18 protein-coding genes and 1 tRNA gene are annotated in these 18639 nt (G+C 65.0%); 16 read left to right on the plus strand and 3 right to left on the minus strand.

The window, feature by feature from the left end:
* Nucleotides 1-125 precede the first annotated feature (125 nt).
* The 3 genes from BLA15945_RS27165 to BLA15945_RS27175 all read left to right on the plus strand — a co-directional run bounded on the left by BLA15945_RS27165 (nt 126) and on the right by BLA15945_RS27175 (nt 3517).
* A complete protein-coding gene (locus BLA15945_RS27165; protein WP_031401923.1) occupies nt 126-770 on the plus strand; it encodes a phosphatidylserine decarboxylase in 645 nt (214 codons plus the stop codon).
* A 15-nt stretch (nt 771-785) separates the two neighbouring features.
* On the plus strand, nt 786-1658 hold the full coding sequence (pssA, locus tag BLA15945_RS27170) for a CDP-diacylglycerol--serine O-phosphatidyltransferase (protein ID WP_059233594.1): 873 nt from the start codon (nt 786-788) through the stop codon (nt 1656-1658).
* 314 nt (nt 1659-1972) lie between these two features.
* Complete coding sequence (locus tag BLA15945_RS27175) at nt 1973-3517, plus strand: 2-isopropylmalate synthase (RefSeq protein ID WP_059233595.1); 1545 nt, start codon at nt 1973-1975, stop codon at nt 3515-3517.
* Nucleotides 3518-3589: 72 nt separating this feature from the next.
* On the opposite strand, the gene BLA15945_RS27180 is transcribed toward BLA15945_RS27175, so the two are convergent.
* From BLA15945_RS27180 to BLA15945_RS27190, 3 genes are all read right to left on the minus strand, one after another.
* A complete protein-coding gene (locus BLA15945_RS27180; RefSeq protein ID WP_059233596.1) occupies nt 3590-5140 on the minus strand; it encodes a SulP family inorganic anion transporter in 1551 nt (516 codons plus the stop codon).
* A gap of 39 nt (nt 5141-5179) precedes the next feature.
* Nucleotides 5180-5815: a carbonic anhydrase gene (locus BLA15945_RS27185; protein WP_059233597.1), complete on the minus strand. Its 636-nt coding sequence runs from the start codon at nt 5813-5815 to the stop codon at nt 5180-5182.
* A 383-nt stretch (nt 5816-6198) separates the two neighbouring features.
* Nucleotides 6199-6711, minus strand: coding sequence for a hypothetical protein (locus BLA15945_RS27190; protein WP_174993819.1), 513 nt, complete (start codon nt 6709-6711; stop codon nt 6199-6201).
* 169 nt (nt 6712-6880) lie between these two features.
* Between BLA15945_RS27190 and BLA15945_RS27195 the strand changes: the two genes are divergently transcribed.
* The 13 genes from BLA15945_RS27195 (at nt 6881) to nuoF (ending at nt 18583) form a co-directional block, all read left to right on the plus strand.
* Nucleotides 6881-8140: a branched-chain amino acid ABC transporter substrate-binding protein gene (locus BLA15945_RS27195; RefSeq protein WP_059233599.1), complete on the plus strand. Its 1260-nt coding sequence runs from the start codon at nt 6881-6883 to the stop codon at nt 8138-8140.
* Nucleotides 8141-8247: 107 nt separating this feature from the next.
* The gene (gene rpsO, locus BLA15945_RS27200) at nt 8248-8517 is read left to right on the plus strand and encodes a 30S ribosomal protein S15 (protein WP_043188860.1); all 270 of its coding nucleotides are present in this window, start codon (nt 8248-8250) and stop codon (nt 8515-8517) included.
* A gap of 290 nt (nt 8518-8807) precedes the next feature.
* Complete coding sequence (gene pnp / locus BLA15945_RS27205) at nt 8808-10955, plus strand: polyribonucleotide nucleotidyltransferase (RefSeq protein WP_059236671.1); 2148 nt, start codon at nt 8808-8810, stop codon at nt 10953-10955.
* 154 nt (nt 10956-11109) lie between these two features.
* Nucleotides 11110-12129, plus strand: a complete 1020-nt coding sequence (locus tag BLA15945_RS27210) for an NAD(P)H-quinone oxidoreductase (RefSeq protein ID WP_174993820.1) — start codon at nt 11110-11112, stop codon at nt 12127-12129.
* Between the two features lie 141 nt (nt 12130-12270).
* Nucleotides 12271-13026 (plus strand): triose-phosphate isomerase, encoded by a 756-nt coding sequence (tpiA, locus tag BLA15945_RS27215; RefSeq protein ID WP_174993821.1) that lies wholly within the window; start codon nt 12271-12273, stop codon nt 13024-13026.
* A gap of 72 nt (nt 13027-13098) precedes the next feature.
* A complete protein-coding gene (gene secG / locus BLA15945_RS27220) occupies nt 13099-13479 on the plus strand; it encodes a preprotein translocase subunit SecG (protein ID WP_059233602.1) in 381 nt (126 codons plus the stop codon).
* Nucleotides 13480-13590: 111 nt separating this feature from the next.
* Nucleotides 13591-13675: transfer RNA gene (locus BLA15945_RS27225), tRNA-Leu, on the plus strand.
* A gap of 154 nt (nt 13676-13829) precedes the next feature.
* Nucleotides 13830-14189: an NADH-quinone oxidoreductase subunit A gene (locus BLA15945_RS27230; RefSeq protein WP_006398798.1), complete on the plus strand. Its 360-nt coding sequence runs from the start codon at nt 13830-13832 to the stop codon at nt 14187-14189.
* Nucleotides 14190-14251: 62 nt separating this feature from the next.
* A complete protein-coding gene (locus BLA15945_RS27235) occupies nt 14252-14731 on the plus strand; it encodes a NuoB/complex I 20 kDa subunit family protein (RefSeq protein ID WP_006398799.1) in 480 nt (159 codons plus the stop codon).
* Between the two features lie 21 nt (nt 14732-14752).
* Entirely contained in the window at nt 14753-15355 is a 603-nt protein-coding gene (locus BLA15945_RS27240; protein ID WP_059233603.1) for an NADH-quinone oxidoreductase subunit C, read from the plus strand.
* Between the two features lie 9 nt (nt 15356-15364).
* On the plus strand, nt 15365-16618 hold the full coding sequence (locus BLA15945_RS27245) for an NADH-quinone oxidoreductase subunit D (protein ID WP_043188847.1): 1254 nt from the start codon (nt 15365-15367) through the stop codon (nt 16616-16618).
* Nucleotides 16619-16790: 172 nt separating this feature from the next.
* Nucleotides 16791-17276 carry an NADH-quinone oxidoreductase subunit NuoE gene (nuoE, locus tag BLA15945_RS27250; protein WP_006756903.1) on the plus strand — a complete coding sequence of 162 codons (486 nt, stop codon included), beginning with the start codon at nt 16791-16793 and terminating at the stop codon, nt 17274-17276.
* Nucleotides 17273-18583, plus strand: coding sequence for an NADH-quinone oxidoreductase subunit NuoF (nuoF, locus tag BLA15945_RS27255; protein WP_006478267.1), 1311 nt, complete (start codon nt 17273-17275; stop codon nt 18581-18583). The genes nuoE and nuoF overlap by 4 nt, the downstream gene beginning before the upstream one ends.
* Nucleotides 18584-18639: the final 56 nt, after the last annotated feature.

Raw genomic sequence — 18639 nt, forward strand, 5'->3', positions numbered from 1 at the left:
ACCGCGTGCTGTTCCGGCCCTTCGAGAGGAGGGTCGGTATCAAAAAGCCGTCCGAAGGCAGCAGTGCCCCGGGCGGCTTTTGCTATCCTACGGGCTTTGCAATTCACCGAACACAGAACGAATCCATGAACTATCCTCATCCGATCATCGCGCGCGAAGGCTGGCCGTTCATCGCGATTGCTGCCGTCATCGCGCTGTTGATCCACGCCGTCGGGGGCTTCGGCTTCGCGTGGCCGTTCTGGCTGCTGCTCGTCTTCGTCGTCCAGTTCTTCCGCGATCCGCAGCGCCCGATCCCCGCGCAGCCGAATGCGGTGCTGTGCCCGGCAGACGGCCGCATCGTCGCGGTCGAGACCGCACAAGACCCGTACGCGAACCGTGAAGCGCTGAAGATCAGCGTGTTCATGAATGTATTCAATGTCCATTCGCAGCGCTCCCCGGTCGATGGCGCGATCACCAAGGTCGAGTACTTCCCGGGCGCATTCCTGAACGCGGCGATCGACAAGGCGTCGACCGAGAACGAGCGCAATGCGGTCGTGATCCAGACGGCAAGCGGCAAGACCGTCACCGCCGTGCAGATCGCAGGCCTCGTGGCCCGCCGGATTCTCTGCTACGTCCGTGCCGGCGAGCCGCTGTCGCGCGGCCAGCGCTACGGTTTCATCCGCTTCGGTTCGCGCGTCGACGTGTACCTGCCGCTCGGCAGCCGCGCGAAGGTGTCGATCGGCGAGAAGGTCTACGCGTCGTCGACGATCCTCGCCGAGCTCGAGCAGTAAGCGGCGGGGCGCACGATGGCCGCATTCAAACCGCGTCGGCCGCGTAACGGCTCCGGCCAGACGCCACGTCCGTTTCGCCGCAACAAGGTGATGGCGCCCGATCCGGCGCCGCTCGAGAGCCGCCGCGCCGCGCGCCAGCGGTTCCTGAAGACGCGCGGCATTTACCTGTTGCCGAACGCGTTCACGACCGCCGCGCTGTTCTGCGGCTTCTTCGCGGTCGTGCAGGCGATGAACGTCCGTTTCGAAATTGCCGCGATCGCGATTTTCGTCGCGATGGTGCTCGACGGGATGGACGGGCGCGTCGCACGCATGACGCATACGCAGAGCGCGTTCGGCGAGCAGTTCGACAGCCTGTCGGACATGGTCTCGTTCGGCGTCGCGCCCGCGCTCGTGATGTACGAGTGGGTGCTGAAGGATCTCGGCCGCTGGGGCTGGCTCGCCGCGTTCGTCTACTGCTCGGGCGCCGCGCTGCGTCTCGCGCGCTTCAACACGAACATCGGCGTGGTCGACAAGCGCTTCTTCCAGGGGCTGCCGAGCCCGGCCGCCGCCGCGCTGATCGCGGGCTTCGTGTGGCTCGCGACCGACAACCGCGTGCCGATGAAGCTCGGCTGGCTGCCGTGGGTCGCGTTCGTGCTGACGATCTACGCGGGCGTGACGATGGTGTCGAACGCGCCGTTCTACAGCGGCAAGGCGCTCGACGTGCGGCACCGCGTGCCGTTCGCGGCGATCCTGCTGGTCGTCGTCGCGTTCGTGCTCGTGTCGTCCGATCCGCCGCTGATGCTGTTCTGCCTGTTCGTGCTGTACGGGCTGTCGGGCTACGTGTTCTGGGCCTACATGGCGATCCGCGGGCGCGCGAATCCGGCGCGCTCGTCGCAACGCGATCACTGACGCGCGATCTGCGCGGAAACGGCGGCCTCGGGGCCGCCGTTTTCATTTGCCCCTTATTCGGCCCGAGCGCCGGAATTCCCGGGTGCCGTCCGATTGCGCACCCAACGGAATGCCGCTATAGTCTTCGGCATGACTGCATTGTCCCGCCTCTCCCTCCTTCTAGCCGGTGCGCCGCTACGCGCGCTAGCTTTGGCGCGCCTGCCGCGCTGACCGTTCTCGCCCCCCGTCTCAAGCCTCGTCTGTTGTTGAGCGTCGCCAGCGGTGGCGCGATCTCATTACGTTTGACTTCCGTATAAAGAGCCCTGGAGCCCCCCATGACAGACAAGCTGATCATTTTCGATACGACGTTGCGTGACGGCGAACAATCGCCCGGCGCGTCGATGACGAAGGAAGAGAAAATCCGCATCGCGAAGCATCTCGAGCGGATGAAGGTCGACGTGATCGAAGCCGGCTTCGCGGCCAGCTCGAACGGCGATTTCGACGCGATCCACACGATCGCCGGTCTCGTGAAGGACAGCACGATCTGTTCGCTGGCGCGGGCCAACGACAAGGACATCCAGCGCGCGGCCGACGCGCTGAAGCCGGCCAACAGCTTCCGGATCCACACGTTCATCGCGACGTCGCCGCTGCACATGGAAAAGAAGCTGCGGATGACGCCCGACCAGGTGTTCGAGCAGGCGCGCCTCGCAGTGCGTTTCGCGCGCAAGTTCACGGACAACGTCGAGTTCTCGCCGGAAGACGGCAGCCGCTCCGATCTCGACTTCCTGTGCCGCGTGCTGGAAGCCGTGATCGCCGAAGGTGCGACCACGATCAACATTGCCGACACCGTCGGCTACGGCGTGCCGGAGCTCTACGGCAACCTCGTGAAGACGCTGCGCGAGCGCATTCCGAACTCGGACAAGGCGATTTTCTCGGTGCACTGCCACAACGACCTCGGGATGGCCGTCGCGAACTCGCTCGCCGGCGTGAAGATCGGCGGCGCGCGTCAGATCGAATGCACGATCAACGGTCTCGGCGAGCGCGCGGGCAACACGTCGCTGGAAGAAATCGTGATGGCCGTGAAGACGCGCAAGGACTACTTCGGCCTCGACGTCGGCATCGACACGACGCAGATCGTGCCGACGTCGAAGCTCGTGTCGCAGATCACCGGTTTCGTCGTGCAGCCGAACAAGGCGGTGGTCGGCGCGAATGCGTTCGCGCATGCGTCGGGTATCCACCAGGACGGCGTGCTGAAGGCGCGCGACACTTACGAGATCATGCGCGCGGAAGACGTGGGCTGGACCGCGAACAAGATCGTGCTCGGCAAGCTGTCGGGCCGCAACGCGTTCAAGCAGCGCCTGCAGGAGCTCGGCGTGTCGCTCGACAGCGAAACCGAACTGAACGCCGCGTTCATGCGTTTCAAGGATCTGGCCGACCGCAAGGCGGAGATCTTCGACGAGGACATCATCGCGATCGTGTCCGAGGAATCGGCGCTCGCGCACGAGCAGGAACACTTCAAGTTCGTGTCGCTGTCGCAGCGTTCGGAAACGGGCGAGCAGCCGCAGGCGAAGATCGTGTTCGCGGTCGAAGGCAAGGAAGTGACCGGCGAGGCGCGCGGCAACGGCCCGGTCGACGCGACCTTCAACGCGATCGAGGGCGAAGTCGGCAGCGGTTCCGAACTGCTGCTGTATTCGGTGAACGCGATCACGACCGGCACGCAGGCACAGGGCGAAGTGACCGTCCGGCTGTCGAAGAGCGGGCGGATCGTCAATGGCGTCGGCACCGATCCGGACATCGTTGCCGCATCGGCGAAGGCGTACATCTCCGCGCTCAACAAGCTGCATTCGAAGGACGACAAACTCAACCCGCAGCGCTCGTAAGCGCCGCGCGCTGCGCATGACCGGAACGCCCCGTGCGGCCCTGCGCCGCCGGGGCGTTTTTTCATCTGTCGCTCATTCGGCGGCCGGCGCGCGGAACAGCCAGCGGCGCGTAGCCGGGCGCGGCGCCGGGCTGCGCCGGCGGAACTCGACCGCGATCCCGCGCCGCGGCGCATCGGCGACGAACGCCTCGAGCAATTCGAGCACGTCGTGATCGATGTAGTCGGCGCGCGTTGCGTCGATGATCACCGCCGCGCGGTCCGGAATGTGCCGCAAGTGATGCTTGACCTGCACCTTGCCGAGAAACGACACGTCCTTGCGGAACGACAGCAGGAAGTGGTCGTCATGCTGCGCGAGCGTGACGGGACTCTTCAGGTTCGCGACGGCGACCGCCAGCACACTGCACGCGAGGCCGAGCGCGATGCCGAACAGCAGGTCGACCGAGAGCACGCCGACGATCGTCGCGGCGAACGGCACGAATGCCGCCGGCCCCTGTTTCATCACCGAGCGGAACAGCGCCGGTTTCGCGAGCTTGAAGCCGGTGTGGATCAGGATCGCGGCCAGGCTCGCGAGCGGGATCAGGTTGATGAGGCCGGTGAGCGCGAACACGCTCGCGAGCAGCAGCATCCCGTGCACGATGGCCGACATCCGGCTTTGCGCGCCCGCATTGACGTTCACCGAGCTGCGCACGATCACCGACGTGATCGGCAGGCCGCCGACCGCACCCGCGACCAGATTGCCGACACCCTGGGCCTTCAGTTCGCGGTCGGGCTGGGTCGGCCGGCGCTTCGGGTCGATCTGCTCGACCGCTTCGAGGCTCAGCAGCGTTTCCAGGCTTGCGACGACCGCGAGCGTGATCGCGACGCGCCACACGTCCGGATTGACCAGCTGCGCGAAGTTCGGCCCGAGCTCCGCGTGCTTGAGCGAAGCGGCGAACGCCGCGAACGATCCGAGTTCGGGCAGCGTCACGCGATGGGCGGCGCCCGGCGCAACGGCTGGCGCGACGAAGCCCAGCACGAGCGTCGCGCCGATCCCGAGCACGACGACCGCGAGCGGCGCGGGCACCGAGCGTACTAGCGCGAAGCGGCGCAGTGCAGGCGTGTCCCACGCGATCAGCAGGGCGAGCGACGCGAGCGCGATGGCCGTGGCAGCCCATGCGACCGGCAGGTTCGGCCAGTTCGCAAACGATTGCGCGGCCGAGCCGCCGATGCCGAACGCGAACGGAATCTGCTTCACGATCAGCAGCAGGCCGATCGCGGCGAGCATGCCCTTGATGACGGGCGACGGCACGTAGGCGGCGAAGCGGCCGGCGCGCAGCATGCCGAACCCGAACTGCAGCACGCCGGACAGCAGCACCGCGAGCAGGAACGCGGAGAAGCTGCCGAGTTGTGCGATCCCTTCGACGACGATCACGACGAGGCCGGCGGCCGGCCCGCTGACGGATAGCGACGAGCCGCTCAGCAGCGCGACGACGATGCCGCCGACGATGCCGGACACGAGCCCGGCGAACGGCTCGACGCCGGAGGCATTGGCGATGCCGAGACAGAGCGGCAGCGCGACGAGGAAAACGACGATGCCGGCGACGATGTCGCGCGGCAGGGTGGACAGGCGCTCGTTCAGTTTCATGGTTGGGGCGATTTCATTGGCGTTGGGGCGGGGGATGAATCAGCCGAGCGCGGCGGCGGCCAGCGCGGGTTCGACGTCGGCGGGCGGCGCCGCGTAGCCGGAATCGAGCTCCAGAAGACGGCCGTCGGCGAGCGAAAAGATCCAGCCGTGCACGAGCGGCGGCCGTTCGCGGCCGCGCACGATCGGCGACGCGCGCAGCAGCCGAACCTGTTCGAGCACGTTAAGCTCGGCGAGGCGGTCGGCGGCGGCCGTGTCGTCGAGCCCGTCGAGTGTGTCGCGATGGCGGCGCGCGAGCGCGCAAAGCGGCGCGATGCGGCGCGCGACGTGCGGCAGGTCGGCCGGCGGCGGCAGCAGCGATGCGCGCACGCCGCCGCAGCCGTAGTGCCCGCACACGATCACGTGGTCGACCTTCAGCACGCGCACTGCGTACTCGAGCACGCTGGCGGAGTTGTCGTCGTCAGGGTGGAACAGGTTCGCGATGTTGCGATGGACGAACAGTTCGCCGGGCGCGCAGTGCGTGATGGTTTCGGCCGGCACGCGGCTGTCCGCACAGCCGATCCACAGGACGCGCGGATTCTGGCCGCGCGCGAGCGCGTCGAAGAAGCCGGGCGTGTGTTCACGCGTTTCGCGGGCCCAGGCGATGTTGGCAACCAGCATGCTCTTGGGGCGATTCATGAGGACTCCTTTGTGATGAAGGCAAATAAATATCGGCCGAAATGACGCAATTGCAATCTTTCTAAATTGAAAGGTTCGATTTGGACTGATATTAGGGGTATGCCCTAGCACTCCGGGGGTGTTGAAACAAATTGTTTCAAATTGATTTGGCAGAGTGCATTGCATGCACCAAGCCGACGCATGACATGCGCTGCGCGTGCCTGTTTCCGCGTAAAGGCCCGCATGACGGGGCGCTCAGCGAATTGCCATCGGGCTGTCATCGACCGGAAAACTTTTCCGTCTTATTTCACGGGTTAAATAATTAAACGGAAAAAAAGAAATGGCCATTCACGCAATAATTCGTGAATGGCCATTGTGAACATTGCGCGTAAATGCGTAATCGGTCAGAACAGGTTGCGGCGATCGGGGTCGTGCAGCGGATCCGGCGTTTTCTGCGTGATGCGCAGGATGCCCTGCGGATCGAAGTAGAAGCTGTACATCATGTACCAGACGTTGTCCTCGAGATACCGGTACGTCCACACCTCGCGCTTCATCAGCGGGAAGTAGGACGTCTCGACGGGGCGTCCGAAATTGACGAGCACGTCAGTCTTCGTCCACTTGCCGATCTCGGCGCGATAGAACTCGCTCGGCTGCAGCACCTGGCGCACGTTGACGATCTTGTGGGCCGCGTCGACGTCGGCTGCGACCGTGACTTCACCCATCGGCTGGGTCGGCCACATCAGGCGCTTGCCGCCGCCGGGCAGGTCGTAGATCTCGCGCGGCGGGCCCATGCGCGCGACGATCGCCGACTCGTCCTGGCCGGCCTGGTATTGCTGCCACGGTTGCGCGCAACCGGCCAGCAGCGCGGCGGCGCAGGCGGCCAGCACCGGCAGGCGCGCGGAAATGCGAATGCGCATGGGGATTCTCCAGAACACGGAAACAAGTCCCGTTTTATCACGGACGGCGCGCGACGGCGCATTGTGCGGAAAAAATCGGTGCGGATCGCCGGCATGGCCACGCTTGCGGGCGACGGGTGCGCCGGCCTATGATCCGCGCTTCTCGGGCAGATTGAAGGGCAGGTGGCCGATGCAGGGCTGGAAGCGGTGCGCGCTCGCGCTGAGCGCAGGGTGGATGCTGGTGTCGTCCGCGTTTGCCGGCGGCGAGCCGGTGCGGATCGCGCTGATCGAAGGGATGTCGGGCCCGTTCGCGAATGCGGGCGCGGCCGTCGAGCGCAACCTGCGCTTCGGCGTCGAGCAGGTCAACGCGGCGGGCGGCGTGAAGCTGCGCGACGGCGCGCACCCGCTCGAACTCGTCGTGCTCGACAGCAAGGGCAGCCCGGAGGAGGCGCTCGTGCAGTTGCGCGCGGCCGCCGACCGGCATATCGGCTTCGTTGCGCAAGGCAACAGCTCGGCCGTCGCGGCCGCGCTCGTCGCGGCGCTCGACAAGCTGAACGCACGCGACCCGGACAACCGGATGCTGTTCCTGAACTATTCGGCCGACGATCCGGCGCTGACCGGCGCGCGCTGCAGCTTCTGGCATTTCCGTTTCGATGCGCATGCCGGCATGCGGATGGCCGCGCTCGCGGACGTGATGGCGCGCGATCGCGCGCTGCGCAAGGTCTATCTGCTGAACCAGGACTACAGCTTCGGCCACGACGTCAGCACGCTCGCGCGACAGGCGCTGGCGGCGCGGCGCCCGGACGTGACGATCGCCGGCGACGAATTCCACCCGATCGGCCGGATCAAGGATTTCGCGCCGTATATCGCGAAGATCCGTGCGAGCGGCGCTGACGCCGTCGTGACCGGCAACTGGGGCAACGACCTCACGCTGCTCGTGAAGGCCGCGCGCGAACAGGGGCTGAACGCGAAGTTCTATACGTTCTACGGCAACAGCCTCGGCGCGCCGGCGGCCCTCGGCGACGCCGGTGTCGGACGCGTCGTGGCCGTGGCCGACTGGCACCCGAATGCGGGCGGCGCGAAATCGGACGCGTTCTACCGCGCGTTCCGGACCCGTTTCCCGGCCGCGCAGGACGACTATCCGGTGCGGCGGATGAGCCTGATGATCGACATGCTGGCCGCGGCGATGAGCCGCGCGGGTTCGGCCGACCCCGTTGCGGTTGCACGAGCGCTCGAGGGTTTGTCGTTCGACGACGGCTTCCATGCGTCGCGGATGCGCGCGCAGGATCATCAGCTGATCCAACCCCTTTACGTGATGGAGATGGACAAGGCCGGCACGCCCGGCGTGCGCTTCGACAACGAGGGGTCGGGCTATGGCTTCCGGACGGTGCTGGCGGTGCCGGCGCCGCGTACGGAAATGCCGTCGACGTGCTCGATGACGCGCCCGTGACAGGGGGCGGTAAGTACGGCGCGGAGTTGTGCTACAATGCCCGCCGGTTGTAAGTCACGGCACGGCCATTCTTCCGTGTCCGCCTGTTCAGTTAGAAAGGAAATCACATGTCTGTTGCAGATATCAAGAAGTCGGAAGTCGTTGCCCAGTTCGCCCGCGCTACCAACGACACGGGGTCGCCCGAAGTCCAGGTCGCACTGCTGACCGCACGTATCGTCGAACTGACGGGTCACTTCAAGACCCACGCGAAGGATCACCACAGCCGCCGCGGCCTGCTGCGCATGGTGAGCCGCCGCCGCAAGCTGCTCGACTACCTCAAGGGCAAGGATGCCGACCGTTACCGCGCACTGATCGAGAAGCTGGGTCTGCGTAAGTAATCGAGGCGATTGCCGCCAGCAAGATGCCTGTGTCAGTCCGCTGATACAGGCATTTTGTTTTTGCGCGGTGCGTAGCGTCACGCGCATCGCAGGCTGTCCGGCACGTTTGTGCGGGGCTGCCGCAACGACTGATACCGGGGCAGGATTTGTGTCATTCCAGCGCGTCGCTGCATGAGCGCCGCGCTGGAATGGCATAAAAAACACACCTTGCTCCGGGTGATTCGGTCGGGACGCCGCCGTGCCGGATGGCCGGCGCGGCGAATGAAATGCATGAATTCAAAGGAGCAACCATGTCCATGTTCAACAAGGTCGTGAAGGAATTCCAGTGGGGCCAGCACAAGGTGCGCCTCGAAACCGGTGAAGTCGCTCGCCAGGCGAGCGGTGCGGTGATCGTCGACGTCGAAGATACCGTCGTGCTGGCAACCGTCGTCGGCGCGAAGTCGGCAAAGCCGGGCCAGGATTTCTTCCCGCTGACCGTCGACTACCTCGAGAAGACCTACTCGGCCGGCAAGATCCCGGGCGGCTTCTTCCGCCGCGAAGGCCGTCCGTCGGAGCATGAGACGCTGACGTCGCGCCTGATCGACCGTCCGCTGCGCCCGCTGTTCCCGGAAGGCTTCTACAACGAAGTCCAGGTCGTGATCCACGTGCTGTCCGTGAACCCGGAAGTCCCGGCGGACATCCCCGCGCTGATCGGCGCATCGGCTGCGCTCGCCGTGTCGGGCCTGCCGTTCAACGGCCCGGTCGGTGCCGCACGCGTGGCGTACATCGACAACGCATACGTGCTGAACCCGACGCGTGACCAGATCAAGGCATCGAGCCTCGACCTCGTCGTCGCGGGTACGGAACGCGCCGTGCTGATGGTCGAATCGGAAGCCGACCAGCTGTCGGAAGAAGTGATGCTGGGCGCCGTGGTGTTCGGCCACGAGCAGATGCAGATCGCGATCGACGCGATCCACGAACTGGTGCGCGAAGGCGGCAAGCCCGAGTGGGACTGGCAGCCGGCGCCGAAGAACGAGCCGCTGATCGCACGCGTGACCGAGCTGGCGCAGAACGACCTGCTCGCCGCTTACCAACTCCGCGACAAGCAAGCGCGTTCGGCGAAGCTGAAGGAAGTCTACTCGGCAACGTCGGCGAAGCTCGAGGAAGACGCACAGGCGGCCGGTACGGTCGCGGCCGACAAGGCCACCGTCGGCAACGTGCTGTTCGACATCGAAGCAAAGATCGTCCGTTCGCAGATCCTGAACGGCGAGCCGCGTATCGACGGCCGCGACACGCGCACCGTGCGCCCGATCGAAATCCGCACCGGCGTGCTGCCGCGTACCCACGGCTCGGCGCTGTTCACGCGCGGCGAGACGCAGGCGCTGGTCGTCGCGACGCTCGGCACGAAGGGTGACGAGCAGATCATCGATGCGCTCGAAGGCGAATACCGCGAGCGCTTCATGCTCCACTACAACATGCCCCCGTTCGCGACCGGCGAAACGGGCCGCGTCGGCTCGCCGAAGCGCCGCGAAATCGGCCACGGCCGTCTCGCGAAGCGCGCGCTGGTCAAGTGCCTGCCGAGCGCCGACGAATTCGGCTACTCGATCCGCGTCGTGTCGGAAATCACCGAATCGAACGGTTCGTCGTCGATGGCATCGGTGTGCGGCGGCTGCCTCGCACTGATGGACGCCGGCGTGCCGATGAAGGCGCACGTCGCGGGTATCGCGATGGGCCTGATCCTCGAAGGCAACAAGTTCGCGGTGCTGACCGACATCCTCGGCGACGAAGATCACCTCGGCGACATGGACTTCAAGGTGGCCGGCACGGAACAAGGCGTGACGGCGCTGCAGATGGACATCAAGATCCAGGGCATCACGAAGGAAATCATGCAGGTCGCGCTCGCGCAGGCGAAGGAAGGCCGCATGCACATCCTTGGCAAGATGACGTCGGCAGTCTCGGGTGCGAACACGCAACTGTCGGAATTCGCGCCGCGCATGATCACGATCAAGATCAACCCGGAAAAGATCCGCGACGTGATCGGCAAGGGCGGTTCGGTGATCCGCGCGCTGACGGAAGAAACGGGCACGACCATCGACATCTCGGACGACGGCGTCGTGACGATCGCGAGCACGAACAGCGACGGCATGGCCGAAGCGAAGAAGCGCATCGAGCAAATCACGGCCGAGATCGAAGTCGGCCAGGTGTACGAAGGCACGGTGCTCAAGCTGCTCGATTTCGGCGCGATCGTGAACCTGCTGCCGGGCAAGGACGGCCTGCTGCACATCTCGGAAATCGTCAACGAGCGTGTGAAGGACATCAACGACTACCTGAAGGAAGGTCAGCAGGTTAAGGTCAAGGTCATTCAGACGGACGAGAAGGGTCGTGTGCGACTGTCCGCCAAGGCGCTGCTGAACGAAGCAGCCGCGGCAACGCAGTCGGATACGCCGCCGCAGCAGTAAGCGGACAGGCGGACCAACGGCCGGCAGTGCGAAAGCGTGCCGGCCGTTTTTTCTGTAGCATCGTTGTGCGGCGCAGCAGCGCCGGCGACGCGCCCGCGCCGTGCGCGCGCGTGCGTGCGTACCATCCGATTCCGTTCCTGGAGCCCACCTCACCATGAAAGCCATCGAAATCACCGAATTCGGCGCCCCCGACGTGCTGAAGCTTGCGGAGCGTTCGCGCCCCGAACCGAAGCGCGGCGAGGTACTGATCAAGGTGGCGGCTTCCGGCGTGAACCGGCCCGACGTGTTCCAGCGCAAGGGCGCCTATGCGCCGCCGCCGGGGGCGTCGGATCTGCCGGGGCTCGAGGTGGCGGGCGAGATCGTCGGCGGCGATTTGTCCGATGCCGCGCTGAACCCGTTCGGCCTGAAGCTGGGCGATCGCGTGTGCGCGCTGCTCGCAGGCGGCGGCTATGCCGAATACGCAGTTGCGCCGCTGCCGCAGTGCCTGCCGGTGCCCGACGGGCTCACCGACATCGAGGCCGCGTCGCTGCCCGAAACGTTCTTCACCGTGTGGAGCAACGTGTTCGACCGTGCGCAGCTCGGCGCGGGCGAGGGCGGCGAGCAGGAGACGCTGCTCGTGCAGGGCGGCTCGAGCGGCATCGGCGTGACGGCGATCCAGATCGCGCATGCGCTCGGCTTTCGCGTGTTCGCGACGGCCGGCACCGCCGACAAGTGCCGCGCGTGCGAGGCGCTTGGCGCCGAGCGCGCGATCAACTACAAGACCGAAGACTTCGTCGAGGTCGTGAAGTCGCTGACGCACGATCGCGGCGTCGACGTGATTCTCGACATGGTGGCCGGTTCGTACGTGCCGCGCGAGCTGTCCGCGCTCGCGGACGGCGGCCGTCTCGTGCTGATCGCACTGCTCGGCGGTGCGAAGGCCGACGTCAACCTCGGCGAGATCCTGCGCCGCCGGCTGACGATCACGGGTTCGACGCTGCGCCCGCGTCCGGTCGAGTTCAAGGCGCGCATCGCTGCGCAACTGAAGGCGCGCGTGTGGCCGCTGATCGCCGAAGGCCGCATCAAGCCGGTGATCTATCGCGTGCTGCCGGCCGCGGACGCCGCGCAGGCCCATGCGCTGATGGAAAGCAGCGAGCACACCGGCAAGATCGTCCTCGATTGGGGTACGAACGCGTGACGGCCCGTGTGGCCGGGCTTGACATGCGCGGTTTGACCGGTTCAAGCCGTGCGCAGTAAAATCGCGGGTTTGCTTCGCCAGATCAAACCTGACGGCCGGTTTCCGGCGCGTTAATGACACAGCGGTGACGAGACAGACACGATGTCGAAACAGAGAACTAAGCGGGTGATCGGCAACTGGAAGATGCACGGCCGGCTGGCCGGCAACCAGGCGTTGCTGAACGAAGTGGTGCTGGGCGCGGGCGCGGTGGCGGCCGAAACGTCGGTCGGCGTGTGCGTGCCGTTCCCGTATCTCGCGCAGGTTCACGCGCAGCTCGACGGCGGCCGTGTCGCCTGGGGCGCGCAGGACGTGTCCGCGCACGAACAGGGCGCGTTCACCGGCGAAGTGGCGGCCGCGATGGTTGCGGAGTTCGGCGCACGCTATGCGATCGTCGGTCACTCGGAGCGTCGCGCGTATCACGGCGAAAGCAACGAGACGGTCGCGGCGAAGACGCAGCGCGCGCTCGCAGCCGGCCTCACGCCGGTCGTGTGCGTCGGCGAGACGCTCGACGAGCGCGAGTCGGGTGCGACCGAGCAGGTCGTCGGTGCGCAACTGGATGCGGTACTGGCCGCGCTGACGGCCGACGAGGCTGTACGCATCGTCGTCGCGTACGAGCCGGTCTGGGCGATCGGTACGGGCAAGAGCGCGACCTCCGCGCAGGCACAGGACGTGCACGCGTTCCTGCGCACGCGTCTCGCGGCGAAGGGGGCGGCGGACGTGTCCGTGCTGTACGGCGGCAGCGTGAAGCCGGACAACGCGGAAGAGCTGTTCGCGCAACCGGACATCGACGGTGGCCTGATCGGCGGCGCGTCGCTGAAGGCGGAAGATTTCCTGGCGATCTGCCGGGCCGCGCGATAAGCGGTCCGAGATCGAATTGAACCATGACGGCGGCCGGACGGTCCGGTCGCCCGATCCAATCGGGTGGGTGTGATGCTGTTATTCAAGACGCTGATTATTGTGGTGCAGGTGTTGTCTGCGCTCGGTGTGATTGGTCTCGTGCTGCTGCAGCACGGCAAGGGTGCCGACATGGGCGCTGCGTTCGGCAGCGGCGCGTCGGGCAGCCTGTTCGGTGCGACGGGCTCGGCGAACTTCCTGTCGCGTACGACGGGCATTCTCGCGACGATCTTCTTCGTCGCGACGCTCGCGCTGACCTACCTCGGTTCGTACAAGTCGACGCCGTCGGCCGGCGTGCTCGGCGCGGCAGCGACCGCACCGGCATCGGCGCCTGCAGCATCGGCACCGGCTGTCGCGGCATCCGGTGCCGCTGCGGGCTCGGCTGCGAGCGCGCCGGGCCAGGACGTCCCGAAATAAAAAGTTAAATTTTTCGCGTTTGTGCGTTGAACAAATCTGGAACTCGGGTTAGAATTTAATTCTTGAAGCGATTCGCGGGAAACAAGCAACACAACCCGAGTTGCATGCAGTGCCGACGTGGTGAAATTGGTAGACACGCTATCTTGAGGGGGTAGTGGCGAAAGCTGTGCGAGTTCGAGTCTCGCCGTCGGCACCAAAGTTACTCAATGCCAGCCGCTTCTAGTGGCTGGCATTTTTCATTTCTGGGGTGTGCTTGCGGTTGTCTTGCGATCGCCTGCACTCCGAAATGATCCCTTCCGCCGGATAGTGGTATTCTCCGGACGCTCAGAACCAACCGATAGAGGATTGCCTTGAACCTCGCAGCCTATTACCCCGTCTTGTTGTTCCTCCTCGTGGGCACTGGTTTAGGTATAGCGCTGGTCAGCATCGGCAAGCTCCTTGGTCCCAACAAGCCGGACGTCGAGAAGAACGCACCGTACGAGTGCGGCTTCGAAGCCTTTGAAGACGCCCGGATGAAATTCGACGTCCGGTATTACCTCGTCGCCATCCTGTTCATCATCTTCGATCTCGAAACCGCATTCCTGTTTCCGTGGGGCGTCGCGCTCCGGGACATCGGCTGGCCGGGTTTCATCGCAATGATGATTTTTCTGCTCGAATTCCTGCTGGGCTTTGCCTATATCTGGAAGAAGGGCGGGCTCGACTGGGAGTGATGGGTTAATCGCCGGTTTGCATGGGCGGCCACGCTCGGTCGCTCGTCTGGAGTGGAAAGCAAATGAGTATCGAAGGGGTCTTGAAGGAAGGGTTTGTCACCACGACGGCTGACAAGCTGATCAACTGGACGCGTACCGGCTCGCTGTGGCCGATGACGTTCGGGCTCGCGTGTTGTGCCGTCGAGATGATGCATGCGGGCGCGGCCCGTTATGACCTGGACCGGTTCGGCGTCGTGTTTCGTCCGAGTCCGCGTCAGTCGGACGTGATGATCGTCGCCGGCACGCTGTGCAACAAGATGGCGCCCGCGCTGCGCCGCGTGTACGACCAGATGGCCGAGCCGCGCTGGGTGATCTCGATGGGGTCGTGCGCGAACGGCGGTGGCTACTACCACTACTCGTACTCGGTGGTCCGCGGCTGCGACCGGATCGTGCCGGTCGACGTCTACGTGCCGGGCTGTCCGCCCACGGCCGAGGCGCTGGTCTATGGCGTGATCCAGCTTCAGGCGAAGATCCGCCGCACCAATACCATCGCCCGTCAATAAAGCCCCGAGCGTCCCCTCAATATGGCAAGCAAAATCGAGACCCTCAAGGCAAACCTCGAAGCCGCGCTCGGCGCGCGCGTGGTGAGCCTCACCGAAGCAATCGGTGAACTGACGCTCGTCGTGAAGGCGAGCGATTACCTCGAAGTCGCAAAGACGCTGCGCGACGATCCGAAGCTCCGCTTCGAGCAGCTGCTCGATCTCTGCGGCGTCGACTACCAGACCTTCGGCGACGGTGCCTACGACGGCCCGCGCTTCGCGGCCGTGTCGCATCTGCTGTCGGTCACGAACAACTGGCGTCTGCGCCTGCGCGCATTCGCGCCGGACGACGACCTGCCGATCGTTGCATCGCTGGTCGACATCTGGACCTCCGCGAACTGGTACGAGCGCGAAGCGTTCGACCTGTACGGCATCGTGTTCGAAGGCCACCCCGACCTGCGCCGCATCCTCACCGACTACGGCTTCATCGGCCACCCGTTCCGCAAGGACTTCCCGGTGTCGGGCTACGTCGAAATGCGTTACGACCCGGAAGAGAAGCGGGTGGTGTACCAGCCGGTGACGATCGAGCCGCGCGAAATCACGCCGCGCGTGATCCGCGAGGATCGCTATGGCGGTCTGAAACATTAAGGGGGCGTCATGGCAGAAATCAAGAACTACACGCTCAACTTCGGCCCGCAGCACCCGGCAGCGCACGGCGTGCTGCGCCTCGTGCTCGAGCTCGACGGCGAAGTCATCCAGCGTGCCGATCCGCACATCGGCCTGCTGCACCGCGCGACGGAAAAGCTCGCGGAATCCAAAACGTTCATCCAGTCCGTGCCCTACATGGATCGTCTCGACTACGTGTCGATGATGGTCAACGAGCACGGCTACGTGCTTGCGATCGAGAAGCTGCTCGGCATCGAAGTGCCCGAGCGCGCGCAGTACATCCGCGTGCTGTTCGACGAGATCACGCGCGTGCTGAACCACCTGATGTGGATCGGCGCGCACGCACTCGACGTCGGCGCGATGGCGGTGTTCCTGTACGCCTTCCGCGAACGCGAAGACCTGATGGACGTGTACGAAGCGGTGTCCGGCGCCCGGATGCACGCCGCGTACTACCGTCCGGGCGGCGTCTACCGCGACCTGCCTGACGCAATGCCGCAATACAAGGCGTCGAAGATTCGCAACGAGAAGGCGCTCGCGAAGATGAACGAAGCGCGCAGCGGCTCGGTGCTCGACTTCATCGACGACTTCTTCACGCGCTTCCCGAAGTGCGTCGACGAATACGAAACGCTGCTCACCGACAACCGGATCTGGAAACAGCGTCTGGTCGGGATCGGCGTGGTCAGCCCCGAACGTGCGCTGCAGATGGGCCTGACGGGCCCGATGCTGCGCGGCTCGGGTATCGCATGGGATCTGCGCAAGAAGCAGCCGTACGAAGTGTACGATCGCATGGATTTCGACGTGCCGGTCGGCGTGAACGGCGATTGCTACGACCGCTATCTGGTGCGCGTCGAAGAAATGCGCCAGTCGATCCGCATCGCGAAACAGTGTATTGAGTGGCTCCGCAAGAATCAGGGCCCGGTGATGACGGACAATCACAAGGTTGCCCCGCCGTCGCGCGTCGGCATGAAGACCAACATGGAAGACTTGATTCACCACTTCAAGCTCTTCACCGAAGGTTTCCATGTGCCGGAAGGCGAAGCGTACGCGGCGGTCGAGCATCCGAAAGGCGAGTTCGGCATCTACCTCGTGTCGGACGGTGCCAACAAGCCGTATCGCCTCAAGATTCGCGCACCGGGTTTCGCTCACCTGGCGTCCCTCGACGAAATGGCGCGCGGTCACATGATCGCCGACGCCGTCACGATCATCGGTACGCAGGACATCGTGTTCGGCGAGATCGATCGCTAATGGTTGCGCCGCCCGCGCGAGCGGGCGGTGAGCAGTCAATCACACGCGATGCGCGCTGAACCGGCGCGGCTTCGCAAGCTGTCAACAGAGTGAGCGCCAGGTCTGCCGTCCATGCACCCCAGTGTGCGGCAGGTTGTTCGTTCGGTAGGAATTGAAAGAGTCGTGTCTGAAAATGATCTCAGCTGAAGGCCTGAAGGAAATCGATCGAGCGTTGACGAAGTATCCCGCCGATCAGAAACAGTCCGCCGTGATGTCGGCGTTGGCCGTTGCTCAGGAAGAGCACGGCTGGCTGTCGCCCGAACTGATGCAGTTCGTCGCGGACTATCTCGGCATGCCGGCCGTTGCCGTGCAGGAAGTCGCGACGTTCTACACGATGTACGAGCTCAACCCGGTCGGCAAGCACAAGATCACGCTCTGTACGAACCTGCCGTGCCAGCTTGGCCCGCACGGTGGCGCGGAAGCGACTGCCGACTACCTGAAACAGAAGCTCGGCATCGGCTTCGGCGAGACCACGCCCGACGGCAAGTTCACGCTGAAGGAAGGCGAATGCATGGGCTCGTGCGGCGATGCGCCGGTGCTGCTGGTGAACAATCACAGAATGTGCAGCTTCATGAGCCGCGAGAAGATCGACCAGCTGCTTGAGGAGCTCTCGAAATGACGTCCCTCCACGACCGTCACATCAAACCGCTGATCCTCGCTGGTCTGAACGGCGAGAACTGGCATCTCGAAGATTACGTTGCGCGCGGCGGCTACAAGCAGCTGCGCCGCATTCTCGAAGAAAAGATTCCGCCCGAGCAGGTGATCGCCGACGTGAAGGCGTCGGGCCTGCGTGGCCGGGGCGGTGCGGGCTTCCCGACCGGCCTGAAGTGGAGCTTCATGCCGCGCCAGTTCCCGGGGCAGAAGTACCTCGTCTGCAACTCGGACGAAGGCGAGCCGGGCACGTTCAAGGATCGCGACATCCTGCGCTGGAACCCGCACGCGTTGATCGAAGGCATGGCCATCGGCGCGTACGCGATGGGCATCACCGTCGGCTACAACTACATCCACGGCGAAATCTTCGAAGTGTATCGACGCTTCGAAGCCGCGCTCGATGAAGCGCGCGCAGCCGGGTTCCTCGGCGACAACATCATGGGCTCGGAATTCTCGTTCCAGCTGCACGCGCACCACGGTTACGGCGCGTACATCTGCGGCGAGGAAACGGCGCTGCTCGAGTCGCTCGAAGGCAAGAAGGGCCAGCCGCGCTTCAAGCCGCCGTTCCCGGCGAGCTTCGGCGTGTACGGCAAGCCGACCACGATCAACAACACCGAGACGTTCGCCGCGGTGCCGTTCCTGCTGTCCATCGGGCCGCAGAATTACCTCGAGATCGGCAAGCCGAACAACGGCGGCACGAAGATTTTCTCGGTATCGGGCGACGTCGAGCGTCCGGGCAACTACGAAGTGCCGCTCGGCACGCCGTTCGCGACGCTGATGGAGCTCGCCGGCGGGATGCGCGGCGGCAAGAAGATCAAGGCCGTGATCCCGGGCGGTTCGTCGGCGCCGGTGATCCCGGGCGACATCATGATGCAGACGGATCTCGACTACGATTCGATCGCGAAGGCCGGCTCGATGCTCGGCTCCGGCGCGGTGATCGTGATGGATGAGACGCGTTGCATGGTGCGCTCGCTGCTGCGCCTGTCGTACTTCTATTACGAGGAATCGTGCGGTCAGTGCACGCCGTGCCGCGAAGGCACCGGCTGGCTGTATCGCGTCGTGAATCGTATCGAGCACGGCGAAGGGCGCCAGGAAGATCTGGACCTGCTGAACTCGGTTGCCGAGAACATCATGGGCCGTACGATCTGTGCACTCGGCGATGCGGCGGCGATGCCGGTACGCGGGATGCTCAAGCACTACTGGGACGAATTCGCGTACCACGTCGAGCACAAGCACTGCATGGTCGGCGGCCACGCGCACGCGGCGGCGGCCTGAAGCGAACCCGGTTGCGGAATTTGAGCGCACGGTCGGGCGAAGGCGCGAACGGGCGG

Source organism: Burkholderia arboris, from assembly GCF_902499125.1.
Lineage (GTDB): Bacteria > Pseudomonadota > Gammaproteobacteria > Burkholderiales > Burkholderiaceae > Burkholderia > Burkholderia arboris.

Coding starts and splice junctions, on each gene's coding strand:
- BLA15945_RS27240 (WP_059233603.1), top strand. CDS start 14,753: ATGGCAAGCAAAATCGAGACCCTCAAGGCAAACCTCGAAGCCGCGCTC.
- BLA15945_RS27190 (WP_174993819.1), bottom strand. CDS start 6,711: ATGCGCATTCGCATTTCCGCGCGCCTGCCGGTGCTGGCCGCCTGCGCC.
- BLA15945_RS27245 (WP_043188847.1), top strand. CDS start 15,365: ATGGCAGAAATCAAGAACTACACGCTCAACTTCGGCCCGCAGCACCCG.
- pssA (WP_059233594.1), top strand. CDS start 786: ATGGCCGCATTCAAACCGCGTCGGCCGCGTAACGGCTCCGGCCAGACG.
- BLA15945_RS27165 (WP_031401923.1), top strand. CDS start 126: ATGAACTATCCTCATCCGATCATCGCGCGCGAAGGCTGGCCGTTCATC.
- tpiA (WP_174993821.1), top strand. CDS start 12,271: ATGTCGAAACAGAGAACTAAGCGGGTGATCGGCAACTGGAAGATGCAC.
- nuoE (WP_006756903.1), top strand. CDS start 16,791: ATGATCTCAGCTGAAGGCCTGAAGGAAATCGATCGAGCGTTGACGAAG.
- BLA15945_RS27235 (WP_006398799.1), top strand. CDS start 14,252: ATGAGTATCGAAGGGGTCTTGAAGGAAGGGTTTGTCACCACGACGGCT.
- rpsO (WP_043188860.1), top strand. CDS start 8,248: ATGTCTGTTGCAGATATCAAGAAGTCGGAAGTCGTTGCCCAGTTCGCC.
- nuoF (WP_006478267.1), top strand. CDS start 17,273: ATGACGTCCCTCCACGACCGTCACATCAAACCGCTGATCCTCGCTGGT.
- secG (WP_059233602.1), top strand. CDS start 13,099: ATGCTGTTATTCAAGACGCTGATTATTGTGGTGCAGGTGTTGTCTGCG.
- BLA15945_RS27180 (WP_059233596.1), bottom strand. CDS start 5,140: ATGAAACTGAACGAGCGCCTGTCCACCCTGCCGCGCGACATCGTCGCC.
- pnp (WP_059236671.1), top strand. CDS start 8,808: ATGTCCATGTTCAACAAGGTCGTGAAGGAATTCCAGTGGGGCCAGCAC.
- BLA15945_RS27195 (WP_059233599.1), top strand. CDS start 6,881: ATGCAGGGCTGGAAGCGGTGCGCGCTCGCGCTGAGCGCAGGGTGGATG.
- BLA15945_RS27185 (WP_059233597.1), bottom strand. CDS start 5,815: ATGAATCGCCCCAAGAGCATGCTGGTTGCCAACATCGCCTGGGCCCGC.
- BLA15945_RS27210 (WP_174993820.1), top strand. CDS start 11,110: ATGAAAGCCATCGAAATCACCGAATTCGGCGCCCCCGACGTGCTGAAG.
- BLA15945_RS27175 (WP_059233595.1), top strand. CDS start 1,973: ATGACAGACAAGCTGATCATTTTCGATACGACGTTGCGTGACGGCGAA.